Genomic DNA, 12619 nt, shown 5'->3' on the forward strand with positions numbered 1-12619 from the left:
CGCTGCCCGAGATCGGCCGTCGCCGCGGTGTCGGCGGCCGCGGCGGAGAAGACCGTCCAGCAGGCCGCCGCCGCGACGAGCGCGGCCGAGACGAGACGGCGGATGGTGATCTGGGACATCTGGCGGCGCTTCGCAGAACGGGACTCTCTGCGCACTCCAATGCGAGGACCGTGCCGCGGGCGCCGTTCCAAGAGAATGAGGCGTCAGGCCAGGCGCGACGCCGGGACGGGACGTTCGCGGGCCCGGCAATATTCCGCCGGAGCCGGCAGATTCTGCCGGGTCGTTAACGGGCGGTTAAGCATGATGGCTTCAAGTGGCAGTCGAGCGGAAGGAACCGCTGCGGGGGCGGCAGGATGCGAATCGACGGTCTCGGTCGCGCGTTCTCGGGCGGCGGCGCCGCGCGGCAAACGTCGTCAGGCGGCTTCCGCCTCTCGGACTCCGCCGCGACGGAAACGGCGCGCCAGGCCCCGCCGACCCTCTCGGCCCAAGGGCTGGGCGCGCTGCTGGCGCTGCAGGCCGAGGAGGAGACGCCGCGCGAAAGGCGTCGACGGGCGGTGCGGCGAGGACGCGGCCTGCTGGACGCCCTCGATGGCCTGAGACTTGCTTTGGTGGAAGGGCGCGCGGATGCGCAGCTCCTGGCCGGGATGGCGCAGAACCTCGCGGGGCGATGCGGTCAGACGGGCGACGCGGCTCTGGACGACACCCTTTCCGCGATAGAGGTGCGCGTCCAGGTAGAGCTCGCAAAGCGCGGACTTTGACCTGAAATGCACGCACGGGTTTTTACGTACTCGAGAATAACTCATTTGTTCCAAAGGGTTGGTCGTTAACGGAAGCGATTGTCGGGCGGCCATCGGATGAGTATATTCCGCGCCGTCCGAGCTCCCCTGCGTGCGGTACCCAGAGGCATCCACATGAGCGTCGAGTTGGCAGACGACTATCGGCCTTCCGAGACCGAGCCGTTCATGAATGAGCGGCAACGCAGGTACTTCCGCGACAAGCTGCTCAACTGGCGCGAGGAGATCCTGCGCGAGAGCCGCGAGACGCTTGAGCACCTGCAGGACGAAAACCAGAACCATCCTGACCTCGTCGACCGGGCGTCGTCCGAGGCGGACCGGGCGATCGAGCTTCGCGCCCGCGACCGGCAGCGCAAGCTGATCGCAAAGATCGACGCGGCGCTGGCCCGGATCGAGGATGGCTCCTACGGCTATTGCGAGGAGACCGGCGAGCCGATCTCGCTCCGCCGCCTCGACGCCCGCCCGATCGCGACGCTGTCGATCGAGGCGCAGGAGCGCCACGAGCGCCGCGAGAAGGTCTATCGCGACGACTGAGCCGAGCGGCTCCGCCACCGCGGGTCGGCGGGCGGAGCCTTAAGTTCGCCCCGCGCAGGCGCCATATGCTGGCGCATGTTCCGCTTATTCGAATCGATCATCGATCCGACCGCGCCTCCGGAGCGGCCGGAGCCCCCGGCGCGGCTGCTCGGGTTCTACTGGCACTTCCTGCGGCAGGCCAAGGGCCTGTTCGGCGGCCTCCTGCTGGCGGGCCTGCTGCTCGGCCTCGCGGACGCCTCGGTGCCGTTCTTCGTGGGCCGCATCGTCGCGCTGGTGACCAACACGCCGCCGGAACGGCTGCTCGCGGAAGGCTGGCCGCTGATCGGCGGGCTTGTCGTCACGCTCCTGATCTTTCGACCCGCCGTGCTGTTCGGACGCGGACTGATCGCGAACCAGGCGATCGCCCCGGGGTTCTCGAACCTGGTCCGCTGGCAGTCGCACTACCACGTCGTCCGGCAGTCCTGGGGCTTCTTCCAGAACGACTTCGCCGGCCGGATCGCCAACAAGGTGATGCAGACCGGGCCGGCGCTGCGCGAGAGCATCGTCCAGACGGTCGAGGCGGTCTGGTACATCGCGGTCTACGGCGTGAGCGCGATGGTGTTGCTCGCCACCGCCGATCCCCGGCTGGCGATCCCGCTCGGCGTCTGGTTCGTGGGCTACGCGGCGCTGATCTGGCGCTTCGTGCCGCGCATGCGCGACCGCTCGCGCGCGGCCTCCGAGGCGCGCTCACAGCTGACCGGCCGGATCGTCGACACCTACACCAACATCCTGACCGTGAAGCTGTTCGCGCGCGCCCGCGCTGAAGACTCCTATGTGGGCGACGCGATGGACACGCTGATGGGGCGTTTTCAGCGGCAGTTCCGGCTGGTCACGACCTTCGCGGTCTCGCTCCAGATCCTCAACGCGATGCTGGTCTCCGCGATCACGATCTCCGCGATCGCACTGGCGTCGTCGCGCTCGATCGAGATCGGCGCCGTCGCCATGGCCATCCCGCTGTCGTGGCAGGTGGTCTCGATGTCCGGCTGGGTGGCCTTCCAGGTCTCGGCGATCTTCGAGAATGTCGGCGTCGTGCAGGAAGGGCTCGCGACCATAGCCCGGCCGCTGCTACTCGCCGACGACGCGAAGGCCCAGCCGATCGCGGTGCGCCACGGCGACGTGCGGTTCGAACGCGTGAGCTTCGGCTACGGGACGCCCCGCAAGATCATCGACGACCTCTCGCTCCACATCCGGCCCGGCGAGAAGATCGGGCTGGTCGGCCGCTCCGGCGCGGGCAAGTCGACGCTCGCGAACCTCCTGCTCAGGTTCTTCGATCCGGCCTCCGGCCGCATCCTGATCGACGGCGTGGACATCGCGCGGGCGACGCAGGAATCGCTGCGCGAGCAGATCTCCGTCGTGACGCAGGACACCTCGCTGCTGCACCGGTCGATTCGGGACAACATCGCCTATGGCCGCCCTGCCGCGACCCATGACGAGATCGTCGCCGCCGCCAAACGCGCCGAGGCGCACGACTTCATCCTCAGCCTCACCGACCTGCACGGCCGGACTGGCTATGACGCGCATGTCGGCGAGCGCGGCGTAAAGCTCTCCGGCGGGCAGCGCCAGAGGATCGCGATCGCGCGCGTCATCCTGAAGGACGCGCCGATCATCGTGCTCGACGAGGCCACCTCGGCGCTCGATTCAGAGGTCGAGGCCGCGATCCAGACGAGCCTCGACGCCGTCATGGCCGGCAAGACCGTCATCGCGGTCGCGCACCGGCTGTCGACGATCGCACGGATGGACCGGCTGGTGGTGCTGGACGAGGGCCGCATCGTCGAACAGGGCTCGCACGCCGAGCTGATCGCGCAGGACGGCCTCTACGCGGCGCTGTGGCGGCGGCAGTCGGGCGGCTTCCTCGACGACGGGCCTACCCAGGCGGCGGCCGAATAGGACGTCAGGCCGCCTCGGCGCACGGCCAACCCCCGAGCAGCTCTCATCAGTGCTCGGCAACGCTCTGCTAAGCATACCCCGCAAATGAAGTGAAAATCGTTGAACGCGACTTGAACCGCAGCGTTGGCGCGCTGGGAGGCCTCCATGTCCATGCGCGCCATGATCGATCCAGTCGAATCCCTCGCCATGAACCTTTTCCGCCGCGACCACCCGAACCGGCCGTGGTCGCTGAGCGTCGACCCGGACCCTGAAGCAGGGGCGTCCGCCGAGGAAAGGTCGCTCTACCGCTGCTTCGCGCGGGCGCAACTCGCCGAGCGCGCGGCCCGCCCGCGGCCCGCGAGCGTTCACGTCCTGCACGCGCAGTAGCGCAGCCTCAGCCGGCGATGCGGTCGAAGTCCGCGAGCGCGCGCGTCGCACGCCTTAGCCGCGCGAGCAGCTTCAGCCGGTTTGCGCGAAGCGCAGGATCGGGCGCGTTCACCGTCACCTGATCGAAGAACGCGTCGACCTCCGGCCGGAGCTTGGCGAGCGCCGCCGCCGCGAGCGCGAAATCCTCCTGGCGCACGGCCTCGGCGGCCGCCGGCGCGGCGAGATCGAGCGCCTTGGACAGGTCGATCTCGGCCTTCTCCGTCAGCAGAGCGCAGTCGACCTCGCCCTCGAAGGCGCCGGCGCCGTCCTTCTTCTCCTCGGCACGAAGAATGTTCGCGGCGCGCTTGTAGCCGGCGAGCAGGTTCTTGCCGTCGTCCGTCTCGAGCAGCTTCCCGAGCGCCTCGACCCGCCGGACGATCAGCACGAGGTCGTCGTTGACGGGCTTGTCCAGGCCGGCCGCAAGAGCGGCGTCCACGAGATCGTGCCGCGCGCCCTGCTCGCGGAGCTGGACCTTGAGGCGGTCTGCGAAGAAGGCCAGCAGATCCACCGCCACCTCGGCGCGCAGAACCGAGAGCAGCCGCAGCCGCAGCCCGTTATCCAGGATGATGCGCACGACGCCGAGCGCCGCTCGCCTGAGCGCGTAAGGGTCCTTGCTGCCCGTCGGCTTCTCGTCGATCGCCCAGAAGCCGACCAGCGTGTCGATCTTGTCGGCGAGCGCCACCGCGATCGACACCGGCCCGGTCGGGACGCGGTCGGAAGGGCCCTGCGGCCGATAGTGCTCCTCGAGCGCAGCCGCGACCTCGGGGTCGAGCCCCTCGGCCTCAGCGTAATAGCGGCCCATCAGGCCCTGCAGCTCGGGGAACTCGCCGACCATCTCGGTGACGAGATCGGCCTTGGCGAGCCGAGCCGCCTGCCCGGCCTTGTCAGGATCGGCGTCCACCAGCGGCGCAAGCTCGCGGGCAAGCCGCTCGATGCGCTCGACGCGCTCATGCTGCGTGCCGAGCTTTTCATGGAAGGTGATCGCCTTCAGCTTTTCCAGCCGGTCGGCGAGCGGCGTCTTCTTGTCGGTCTCCCAGAAGAACCGGGCGTCGGACAATCGGGCGCGCACCACGCGCTGGTTGCCGTGGATGATCGCCGCGCCGCCGTCCGCCGCCTCCAGATTGGCGACGAGGATGAAGCGGTTGGCGAGCCGGCCGTCGGCGCGGCGCAGCACGAAGCACTTCTGGTTCGCCCGGATGGTCGCGCGGATGACCTCCTCGGGGACTTCGAGGAACTCCTCCTCGAAGGCGCCCATCAGCACGACCGGCCACTCGACGAGGCCCGCGACCTCATCGACCAGCGCCTCGTCCTCGACCAGTTCGAGGTTCTGCGCCTGTGCGAGCGTGCGGGCGTCGGCGCGGATCATGTCGCGGCGCCGCTCGGCGTCGAGCACCACATGGGCCTTCTGCAGCGCGTCCACGTAATCGTCGAAGCGCCTCACCCGGATCTCTCCAGGGGCGTGGACGCGGTGTCCGCGGGTGACGTCGCCGGAGGCTATGCCGCCCACTTCGAAGCGAACGATCTCCGGCTCCTCCTGGGTCGAGCCGAACGTCGCGACGATCGAATGCAGCGGCCGCACCCAGCGCAGCGTTCCCGAGCCCCAGCGCATCGACTTCGGCCACGGGAAGCCGGCGATGATCCCCGGCATGATCTCGGCGATGACCTCCGCGGTCGCGCGGCCGGCCTTCACGCTGCGGGCGACATAGAAGTCGCCCTTCGGATCGGATTGCACGACCGCCTCGTCGATCGAGGCGAGGCCCGCCGCCTTCAGGAAGCCCTCGAGCGCCTTCTCGGGCGCGCCGACGCGCGGACCCTTGCGCTCCTCGCTGCGATCCGGCTGCCGCGCAGGCAGGCCCACGACGACCAGCGCCAGCCGGCGCGGCGTGGCGAAGGCCTTGGCGCCCTCATAGGTCAGGCCGCGCTCGACCAGCGCGTCGGTGACGAGCCGCCTGAGATCGTCCGCCGCCCGCGCCTGCATGCGCGCCGGGATCTCTTCGGAGAGAAGTTCGAGAAGAAAATCGGGCATCAGGCAGCCGCTCCGCCGGCTTCGGTCTTGAGCCAGGCGGCGCCGCAGGCCTTGGCGAGGTCGCGCACGCGCAGGATGTAGCTCTGGCGTTCCGTCACCGAGATCACGCCGCGGGCGTCCAGCAGGTTGAAGGCGTGGCTCGCCTTGATGGCCTGGTCATAGGCCGGCATCGCCATCAGCCGGCCGTCGGCCTCCCCGGCCTCGATCAGCGCCTTGCACTCCTGCTCGGCGTCCTGGAAGTGCCGCTTCAGCAGCTCGACGTCGGCGTTCTCGAAATTGAAGCGCGAATATTCCTGCTCGGCCTGCCGGAACACGTCGCCATAGGTGACCTTCTCGGCGCCTTCGCGGCCGTTGAAGTTGAGGTCGAAGCCGCGGTCGACGCCCTGGATATACATCGCGAGACGTTCGAGCCCGTAGGTCAGCTCGCCGGACACCGGGTTGCAGTCGACGCCCGCGACCTGCTGAAAGTAAGTGAACTGCGACACCTCCATGCCGTCGCACCAGCACTCCCAGCCGAGCCCCCAGGCGCCGAGGGTCGGGCTCTCCCAGTCGTCCTCGACGAAGCGCACGTCATGCACCGTCGGGTCGAGACCGATCGCCTTGAGGCTGTCGAGGTAGAGGTCCTGGAGGTTGGCCGGGCTCGGCTTCAGGATGACCTGGAACTGGTAATAGTGCTGGAACCGGTTCGGGTTCTCGCCATAGCGACCGTCCTTGGGCCGCCGCGAGGGCTGCACATAGGCCGCCTTCCAGGGCCGCGGCCCGAGCGCCCGCAAGGTGGTGGCGGGATGGAACGTCCCTGCCCCGACCTCCATGTCGTAGGGCTGCAGGATCACGCAGCCCTGCTCCGCCCAGAAGCGTTGCAGAGTCAGAATGAGCCCCTGGAAGGACTTCTTGGGGCTCATCGGGTCGTCGGTCATGAGGCGGTCGGGCGTCCGGTGCGAAGGCGCGCGGACGCTAGTGGGGGCGCCCCGGAGGGTCAAGGCGTGGCGCCTGAACGATCCCCTCCGGATGAACGCGACAATCGAGCATCCTCCTCCGAATGTTCGCGCAACAGCCGGAGAAGGCCTCCGTCGTCGCACTCCACCCCTTCGTCTCCCCTGAAGCGCGAATACTCGATGTGCCCGTCGGCGAAGACGTCGATCTCCACGCGCTCGCCGACCAGCGTCGCTGTGATCATCACGGTGTCGGAACGGTGCCGATCAATCCGATACGCGATGCGACTTCTATCCAGCAGATCGAGCAACTCGTAGAGTCGGTGCGTCAACGGACCCGCCATCAGCCCCTATTGCGGCCGCCATTCGCCGGTGGCGGGGTCGCGCCTCAGGGTCGGGCGCTGGGACCGCTCGGCGACCGACGACGCCGCTTCATTGCGGTCGAGCTCGCGGTTCACCCGCCGCCATTCGCGCTTCAGGGCCTTGGCGCCGAACACCGCTCCGGCGGCTGCGGCGGCGATCAGAAAGAAGGGCGGCATGGGCGCGGCTCCGGTCAGGGCCAAGGATGGCCTATCGACCATCATCCGTGATCTTGGCCGCCATGGGGCGGCGCGTCAAAGACCGAAGCGGCCCCACAGCGCACGCGCCTCCATCGCGGCGAGCGCTTCTTCCGCGAGCCCCATGCCGACACCCTCGCTGCGCCCGGAGAGCCGCTTCAGAAGCGACGTCTTCGGGGTGACGGACTTGAGTTCGACCTTGTCGCCCCAGCGCTCGCGCATGGTGGTGCGGATATCGCCGAGCCGGTCGACGAGGCCGAGGCCGAGCGCGGCCGCTCCGGACCAGAACGCTCCGGTGAACATGTCCGGATGATCGGACAGCGCCGCGCCGCGGCGCTCCTTCACGAGCGCGATGAAGTGTTCGTGCACCTCGCGCTGGAGATCCTTGAGCCGCTCGACGTCCTCCGCCTTCTCCGGCTGGAACGGGTCGAGGATCGCCTTGTTGCGTCCGGACGCATAGAGCCGTCGGTCGATGCCGAGCCGCTCGATCGCGCGGTCGAAACCGAACCCGGCGGAGACCACGCCGATCGATCCGACGATCGACGACGGGTCGGCGACGATCTCATCGGCCGCGCAGGCGATCATGTAGCCGCCCGAGGCCGCGACGTCCTCTACGAAGGCCGCGACGCCGAGCTCCTTTTCCCGGCTAAGCGCTCGGATGCGCTGGTGGATCAGATGCGACTGCACCGGCGATCCGCCGGGCGAGTTCACGATCAGCGCGACTTCCTTCGCGCCCGGCATGGAGAACGCCTTGTCGAGGGCCGCGGCGACGCCGGCCATGGTCACGTTCTGACGAAGCGGGCCGCCCATGCCGATCGCGCCATGCAGCCGGACGACCGGCACAACCGGTCTCCCGTCTCTGAGGCGTTCGGGAAGAACGGGCCCGGCGAGGCGGCGCAGTGTTGCGAAGGATGTGCTCATACGGCTGGATATAGGCCTAGGCCGCGCGTTCACAACGCCGCGCCGCGCGTGGATGAACGCCGACTGAATATCGGGATCATGATCGGTTCAGCGCCCGCGCCCCATTCATGGGACCAAGCCGGGCGCCGCCCGTCTCAGGGACAAAGCCGGCTGGCGGCTGGGCGCGCCCACAGTGGTTTTCGAGGAGGACATGATGGTTCGTAACTTTGTTCTCGCCGCAGCTCTCGCGGCCGGCGCTTTCGCGGTCGCTCCCGCGCCCGCCTCGGCCGGCGTTTACCTCGACGTCGGGGGTGGCCCCTATTACGGCCACCGCCACCACTATCGGCCCTACTACCGGCCCCACCGGCCGTACTACCGGCCGTATCGCGCCTACCGCTCCTACGGGCCGCGCTGCCGCACCGTCAGCCGCCGCTACTGGAACGGCTACCGCTACGTCGTCACGAACCGCCGCGTCTGCCGCTACTGAGGCCCGACCGATGAGGCGCCCCGAGGGGGCGCCTCCTACGGCTTCGGGCGATCCAGCGGGATCGCCGCGTCGCCCCTCGAAATAGAGTTCGGACTCGGGCTGGCGCGCCAGCCAGCGCGAGTCCGAACTCTATTTCGACTTCGCGGACTTCAACATGCTCAGGCTGGAGCCTGAGGGCTGTCACCTCGTGGCGGGCTTCGGCCGGATCGTGGATCTCGGCTGGCCGGAGATCCGCACCGAGACCGCGGGCGCGGAAGCGCTGCTCGCGGCCGAGGCCGGCGTGGTCGAGCACATGAACGAGGACCACGCCGACGCGACGCGCCTCTACGCCACCGCGCTGCTCGGCGCTCCGGACGGCCACTGGATGTTTCAGGGCGCCGATCCGCTCGGCTGCGAGCTGGGCCTCGACGGCCGCGCCCTCTACCTGCGCTTTCCACAGCCCGTCACGGGACCGGGCGAGGTTCGGCGCGCGCTCGTCGAGCTGGTGAGCGAGGCGCGTTCGCGCGCCCCCGAACGGTGAGCCAGCCGGCCCCGGCGCCCGGCCAAACGTGAAGGCGAGACTATCGGACGGTCACGTTGAGGTCGCTTTTAGCTGTTTGATGCCGCGCCTCGCGTGCTAGCGACGGCGCCCGTCAGGGCGACCTTCTCGAGCCAAGGAGAGACGCGTTGAGGCAGATCGGCGTTTGGAATCGCGACTTCGGCGCGGAAGCCTTTGGCTTCGAGGCGCTCGCGGGCGTGAACTGGAACCTCGGGCCTGCGGCGCTCGTCGAGCGGGCGGTCCGGCGCGGCGAAGGCGCGCTCGCTTCGAGCGGCGCGCTCGCGGTCGACACAGGCCCGCACACCGGGCGATCTCCCGAAGACAAGTTCATCGTGCGCGACGAGGCGACCGAGGACGCGGTCGACTGGAACGCGCACGCGAGCCTCACGGCGGAGCAGTTCGAGACGCTGCGCCAGGATTTCCTGGCCCACGCGCAGGGGCGCGAGCTGTTCGCCCAGGACCTCCATGTCGGCGCCGACCGCGAGCGCCGCCTGCCGGTGCGCACGTTCAGCGAATACGCCTGGCGCTCGATGGCGGTGCGGACGCTGCTGGTCGAGCCCGGCGCTGACGAACTCGCCGGCTTCGTGCCGGAACTGACGGTGCTGGACATGCCGTCCTTCCGCGCGGATCCGGAGCGGCATGGCGTGCGGTCCGCGACCGTGGTGGCGATCGACCTGACGCGGAGCATCGTGCTGGTCGGCGGCACGGCCTATGCGGGCGAGATCAAGCACGCGATCCTCACGGTGATGAACCACCTGCTGCCGGACCGCGGCGCGCTGCCCCTGCACGCGGCCGCTTCGGTCGGTCCCGATGGCGACGTCGCGCTGTTCGTAGGTCTTTCGGCGACCGGCAAGACGACGCTTGCGGCGGACCCGGCGCGCAGCCTCATCGGCGACGACGCGCTCGGCTGGAGCCCGGACGGCGTCTTCAACCTGGAAGCCGGTTGCTACGCCAAGGCGGCGGCGCTGTCGGCGGAGGCCGATCCGGGGCTGCGCGGCGCGGCCACCCGCTTCGGCGCCCTGCTGGAGAACGTGCCGCTCGATCCGGAGACGCGCGAGCCCGATCTCACGGCGCGCGCCCGGACCGAGAATGCGCGCTGCGCCTTCGGCCTAGCCTCGCTTCCAGGCGTCAGCGCGTCGGCCGTGGCCGGCCACCCCGCCAATCTCGTGCTGCTGACCTGCGACGTGCACGGGGTGATGCCCCCGATCGCCCGGCTGACGCCCGAGCAGGCCGTCTATCATTTCCTTTCGGGCTACACGTCGCGCGTCGCTGACGCCGAGAAGGGGGCGCGCGAGCCCGAGGCGACGTTCTCCGCCTGCTACGCCGCGCCCTTCATGCCGCGCCCCGCCGCGATCTATGGCGAGATGCTGCGCAGCCTGATCGTGGAGCACGACGTGAAGTGCTGGCTGGTCAACACCGGCTGGACCGCGGGCGCCTATGGCGTCGGCCGGCGCGTTCCGGTCGAGGCGACGCGCGCGCTCATCGCCGCGGCCTTCGACGGATCGCTCGACGAGGTCGAGACTTATACGGACAAGTTCTTCGGCTTCACCGTGCCGTACAGCGTTCCGGGCGTCGACACGATGCTCTTCCGCCCGCGCAAGGCCTGGGCCGACAAGCGGGTCTACATCGCCACCGCCCGCAAGGTGATGACGATGTTCCAGTCGAACTTCGCGGCCTTCGGCGACTCGGTCGATCCCGAAGTCGCCGCGGCCGGGCCGCACGAATATCGCGAGGCCGCGGAGTAGCCGGAGGGCGCCCACAGGGCGCCCGGGGCGATCTCACATCAGGGTCAGCACGGTGACCACCGCGAAGCACGGGATCAGAACGGCGAACGACCAGGCCATGTAGCCGAAGAAGCTCGGCATCTCGACGCCGCGGTTGCGGGCGATCGACAGCACCATGAAGTTCGGAGCGTTGCCGATATAGGTGAGCGCCCCCATGAACACTGCGCCGCCCGAGATCGCCGCCAGGGTCTTGGCCTTGACGGTCATCAGCTCCGCGGCGTCGCCGCCTGCGAGATTGAAGAACACCAGGTAGGTCGGAGCGTTGTCGAGCACGCTCGAGAGCAGGCCGGTCAGCCAGAAATAGACGGCGGGGCGGGGCGCGCCAGACTCGTCCGACACCAGAGCGACGAGCGGGGCGGCGGCGCCGTTCATGCCGGCCTTCAGGATCAGGAGGGCCGGGATCAGCGTCACGAAGATGCCGGCGAAAAGCTTGGCGACCTCGCGGATCGGCTCCCAGTCGAAGCCGTTGCGCTCCCGGTACTCGGCCGGCGTGATCTTCAGCGAGATCAGCGCGAGCACGATCAGAATGGCGTCGCGCGTCACCGCCTGCAGCGACACGTGCGTCCCGTAGACGTCGAACTCGATCCCGGGCTTCCAGAAGCCGCTCATCAGGATCGCCGCGACCGCGCAGGCGAGCAGCGGGATGTTGCGCAGGCCCGACACGCCGAGCGGGGAATCCGGCGACGGATCGGGCTTCGGCGAGAAACCCTCGCGGGCGTAGAACCAGCGGTCCAGCACATAGAACAGCGGCAGAAGGATCGCGATCAGGATCCCGGTCTCGGGCGCGAGATGCGTAGCCGTCCAGAAGAAATCGACGCCCTGGAGGAAGCCCAGGAACAGCGGCGGGTCGCCGAGCGGCGTCAGCGAGCCGCCGATGTTCGACACCAGGAAGATGAAGAACACCACCACATGGGCGTTGCGCCGGCGATGGTCGTTCGCCCGGATCAGCGGGCGGATCAGCACCATCGAGGCGCCGGTCGTCCCGATCACGCTCGCAAGCAGGGCGCCGACCGCCAGCAGCGCGGTGTTCACCGCCGGGCTGCCGTGGAGATTTCCCCGCACCAGGACGCCGCCCGAGATCGTGAACAGCGTGAACAGCAGCACGACGAACGGCACATACTCGGCGGCCGCGGCGTGGATCACCTCCGTGGCCGCCGGACCGACGCCATGGACGAAGCCGAACGGGATCAGCAGCAGAGCCGCCCAGAAGGCCGCCACCTTCCCGTAATGGTGGTGCCAGAAATGCGGGGCCGCGAGCGGCAGGATCGCGATCGAGCCGAGCAGCCCCACCAGAGGAGCGACCCAGGCGAGCGACAGCTCCTGCCCGTCGACATGGCCCGAGATCACCCGCCGCAGCATGGGATCAAGGGCGTACAGGACGGCCGCGAGCACGATCACGAAGGCCGCGAGTTGCGGAAGGAGCCGTCGCTCGGCGCGGCGCGTGGTCATGCGGACCTCGTCGGAAGACTCTGGTGGTTCAAGGCCCGGACGGCGGGGCGGCGCGCGCCAAGGCCGCGCGGCCCGGCGGACGATCGCAGAGCAATTCGCCCGCTCAGGGCTTCAGATCCATCGGAATCGCGCCCGGCGCGGCGGTGAGCGAGATCGTCACGCGGCGGTTGGCGGCGATCTGCGGCGCGTCCGGGAACATCGGCTCGCTCGAGGCCTTGCCCTGCACGGTGGCGAAGCGAGTGTCCGGGACGCCGCCGGCGGCGAGCAGCCCGCGGACGGCGCTCGCC

General features: G+C 69.3%; 13 protein-coding genes and 1 pseudogene. 7 read left to right on the forward strand and 7 right to left on the reverse strand.

The window, feature by feature from the left end; genetic code table 11:
• The first annotated feature begins 353 nt into the window (after positions 1–353).
• From ACIKT0_RS06585 to ACIKT0_RS06600, 4 genes are all read left to right on the forward strand, one after another.
• Positions 354–758, forward strand: a complete 405-nt coding sequence (locus ACIKT0_RS06585; protein ID WP_407104564.1) for a flagellar assembly protein FliX — start codon at positions 354–356, stop codon at positions 756–758.
• 153 nt (positions 759–911) lie between these two features.
• Positions 912–1328 (forward strand): RNA polymerase-binding protein DksA, encoded by a 417-nt coding sequence (dksA, locus tag ACIKT0_RS06590; protein ID WP_183395381.1) that lies wholly within the window; start codon positions 912–914, stop codon positions 1326–1328.
• Between the two features lie 75 nt (positions 1329–1403).
• Positions 1404–3254 (forward strand): ABC transporter ATP-binding protein, encoded by a 1851-nt coding sequence (locus ACIKT0_RS06595; RefSeq protein ID WP_407104565.1) that lies wholly within the window; start codon positions 1404–1406, stop codon positions 3252–3254.
• Between the two features lie 144 nt (positions 3255–3398).
• Entirely contained in the window at positions 3399–3620 is a 222-nt protein-coding gene (locus ACIKT0_RS06600; protein WP_407104567.1) for a hypothetical protein, read from the forward strand.
• Between the two features lie 7 nt (positions 3621–3627).
• Here ACIKT0_RS06600 and glyS read toward each other — a convergent pair whose 3' ends face one another.
• The 5 genes from glyS to ACIKT0_RS06625 form a co-directional block, all read right to left on the reverse strand.
• The gene (gene glyS / locus ACIKT0_RS06605; protein ID WP_407104568.1) at positions 3628–5685 is read right to left on the reverse strand and encodes a glycine--tRNA ligase subunit beta; all 2058 of its coding nucleotides are present in this window, start codon (positions 5683–5685) and stop codon (positions 3628–3630) included.
• Positions 5685–6602, reverse strand: a complete 918-nt coding sequence (locus ACIKT0_RS06610; RefSeq protein ID WP_407104569.1) for a glycine--tRNA ligase subunit alpha — start codon at positions 6600–6602, stop codon at positions 5685–5687. The genes glyS and ACIKT0_RS06610 overlap by 1 nt, the downstream gene beginning before the upstream one ends.
• A 59-nt stretch (positions 6603–6661) precedes the next feature.
• Positions 6662–6961, reverse strand: coding sequence for a hypothetical protein (locus ACIKT0_RS06615; RefSeq protein WP_407104570.1), 300 nt, complete (start codon positions 6959–6961; stop codon positions 6662–6664).
• Between the two features lie 6 nt (positions 6962–6967).
• Positions 6968–7156 carry a hypothetical protein gene (locus ACIKT0_RS06620; protein ID WP_407104571.1) on the reverse strand — a complete coding sequence of 63 codons (189 nt, stop codon included), beginning with the start codon at positions 7154–7156 and terminating at the stop codon, positions 6968–6970.
• Between the two features lie 75 nt (positions 7157–7231).
• A complete protein-coding gene (locus ACIKT0_RS06625) occupies positions 7232–8095 on the reverse strand; it encodes a S49 family peptidase (protein ID WP_407104573.1) in 864 nt (287 codons plus the stop codon).
• A 190-nt stretch (positions 8096–8285) separates the two neighbouring features.
• Between ACIKT0_RS06625 and ACIKT0_RS06630 the strand changes: the two genes are divergently transcribed.
• The 3 genes from ACIKT0_RS06630 to ACIKT0_RS06640 all read left to right on the forward strand — a co-directional run bounded on the left by ACIKT0_RS06630 (position 8286) and on the right by ACIKT0_RS06640 (position 10844).
• A complete protein-coding gene (locus ACIKT0_RS06630; protein WP_407104574.1) occupies positions 8286–8561 on the forward strand; it encodes a hypothetical protein in 276 nt (91 codons plus the stop codon).
• Positions 8562–8715: 154 nt separating this feature from the next.
• Positions 8716–9081, forward strand: a complete 366-nt coding sequence (locus tag ACIKT0_RS06635) for a DUF2470 domain-containing protein (RefSeq protein ID WP_407104575.1) — start codon at positions 8716–8718, stop codon at positions 9079–9081.
• Positions 9082–9227: 146 nt separating this feature from the next.
• Positions 9228–10844, forward strand: coding sequence for a phosphoenolpyruvate carboxykinase (ATP) (locus ACIKT0_RS06640; RefSeq protein ID WP_407104576.1), 1617 nt, complete (start codon positions 9228–9230; stop codon positions 10842–10844).
• A gap of 33 nt (positions 10845–10877) precedes the next feature.
• Here the strand turns inward: ACIKT0_RS06640 and ACIKT0_RS06645 are convergent, their stop codons facing one another.
• Entirely contained in the window at positions 10878–12332 is a 1455-nt protein-coding gene (locus ACIKT0_RS06645; protein ID WP_407104577.1) for a sodium:proton antiporter, read from the reverse strand.
• Positions 12333–12435: 103 nt separating this feature from the next.
• Positions 12436–12619, reverse strand: a pseudogene (locus ACIKT0_RS06650) (hypothetical protein); the annotation flags it as partial.

It is taken from the genome of Hansschlegelia beijingensis (genome assembly GCF_045505405.1).
Lineage (GTDB): Bacteria > Pseudomonadota > Alphaproteobacteria > Rhizobiales > Methylopilaceae > Methylopila > Methylopila beijingensis_A.

Bases quoted from the DNA above. Each gene is read 5' to 3' on its own strand.
- ACIKT0_RS06585 (WP_407104564.1), top strand. From the start codon at position 354: ATGCGAATCGACGGTCTCGGTCGCGCGTTCTCGGGCGGCGGCGCCGCG.
- dksA (WP_183395381.1), top strand. From the start codon at position 912: ATGAGCGTCGAGTTGGCAGACGACTATCGGCCTTCCGAGACCGAGCCG.
- ACIKT0_RS06595 (WP_407104565.1), top strand. From the start codon at position 1,404: ATGTTCCGCTTATTCGAATCGATCATCGATCCGACCGCGCCTCCGGAG.
- ACIKT0_RS06600 (WP_407104567.1), top strand. From the start codon at position 3,399: ATGTCCATGCGCGCCATGATCGATCCAGTCGAATCCCTCGCCATGAAC.
- glyS (WP_407104568.1), bottom strand. From the start codon at position 5,685: ATGCCCGATTTTCTTCTCGAACTTCTCTCCGAAGAGATCCCGGCGCGC.
- ACIKT0_RS06610 (WP_407104569.1), bottom strand. From the start codon at position 6,602: ATGACCGACGACCCGATGAGCCCCAAGAAGTCCTTCCAGGGGCTCATT.
- ACIKT0_RS06615 (WP_407104570.1), bottom strand. From the start codon at position 6,961: ATGGCGGGTCCGTTGACGCACCGACTCTACGAGTTGCTCGATCTGCTG.
- ACIKT0_RS06620 (WP_407104571.1), bottom strand. From the start codon at position 7,156: ATGCCGCCCTTCTTTCTGATCGCCGCCGCAGCCGCCGGAGCGGTGTTC.
- ACIKT0_RS06625 (WP_407104573.1), bottom strand. From the start codon at position 8,095: ATGAGCACATCCTTCGCAACACTGCGCCGCCTCGCCGGGCCCGTTCTT.
- ACIKT0_RS06630 (WP_407104574.1), top strand. From the start codon at position 8,286: ATGATGGTTCGTAACTTTGTTCTCGCCGCAGCTCTCGCGGCCGGCGCT.
- ACIKT0_RS06635 (WP_407104575.1), top strand. From the start codon at position 8,716: ATGCTCAGGCTGGAGCCTGAGGGCTGTCACCTCGTGGCGGGCTTCGGC.
- ACIKT0_RS06645 (WP_407104577.1), bottom strand. From the start codon at position 12,332: ATGACCACGCGCCGCGCCGAGCGACGGCTCCTTCCGCAACTCGCGGCC.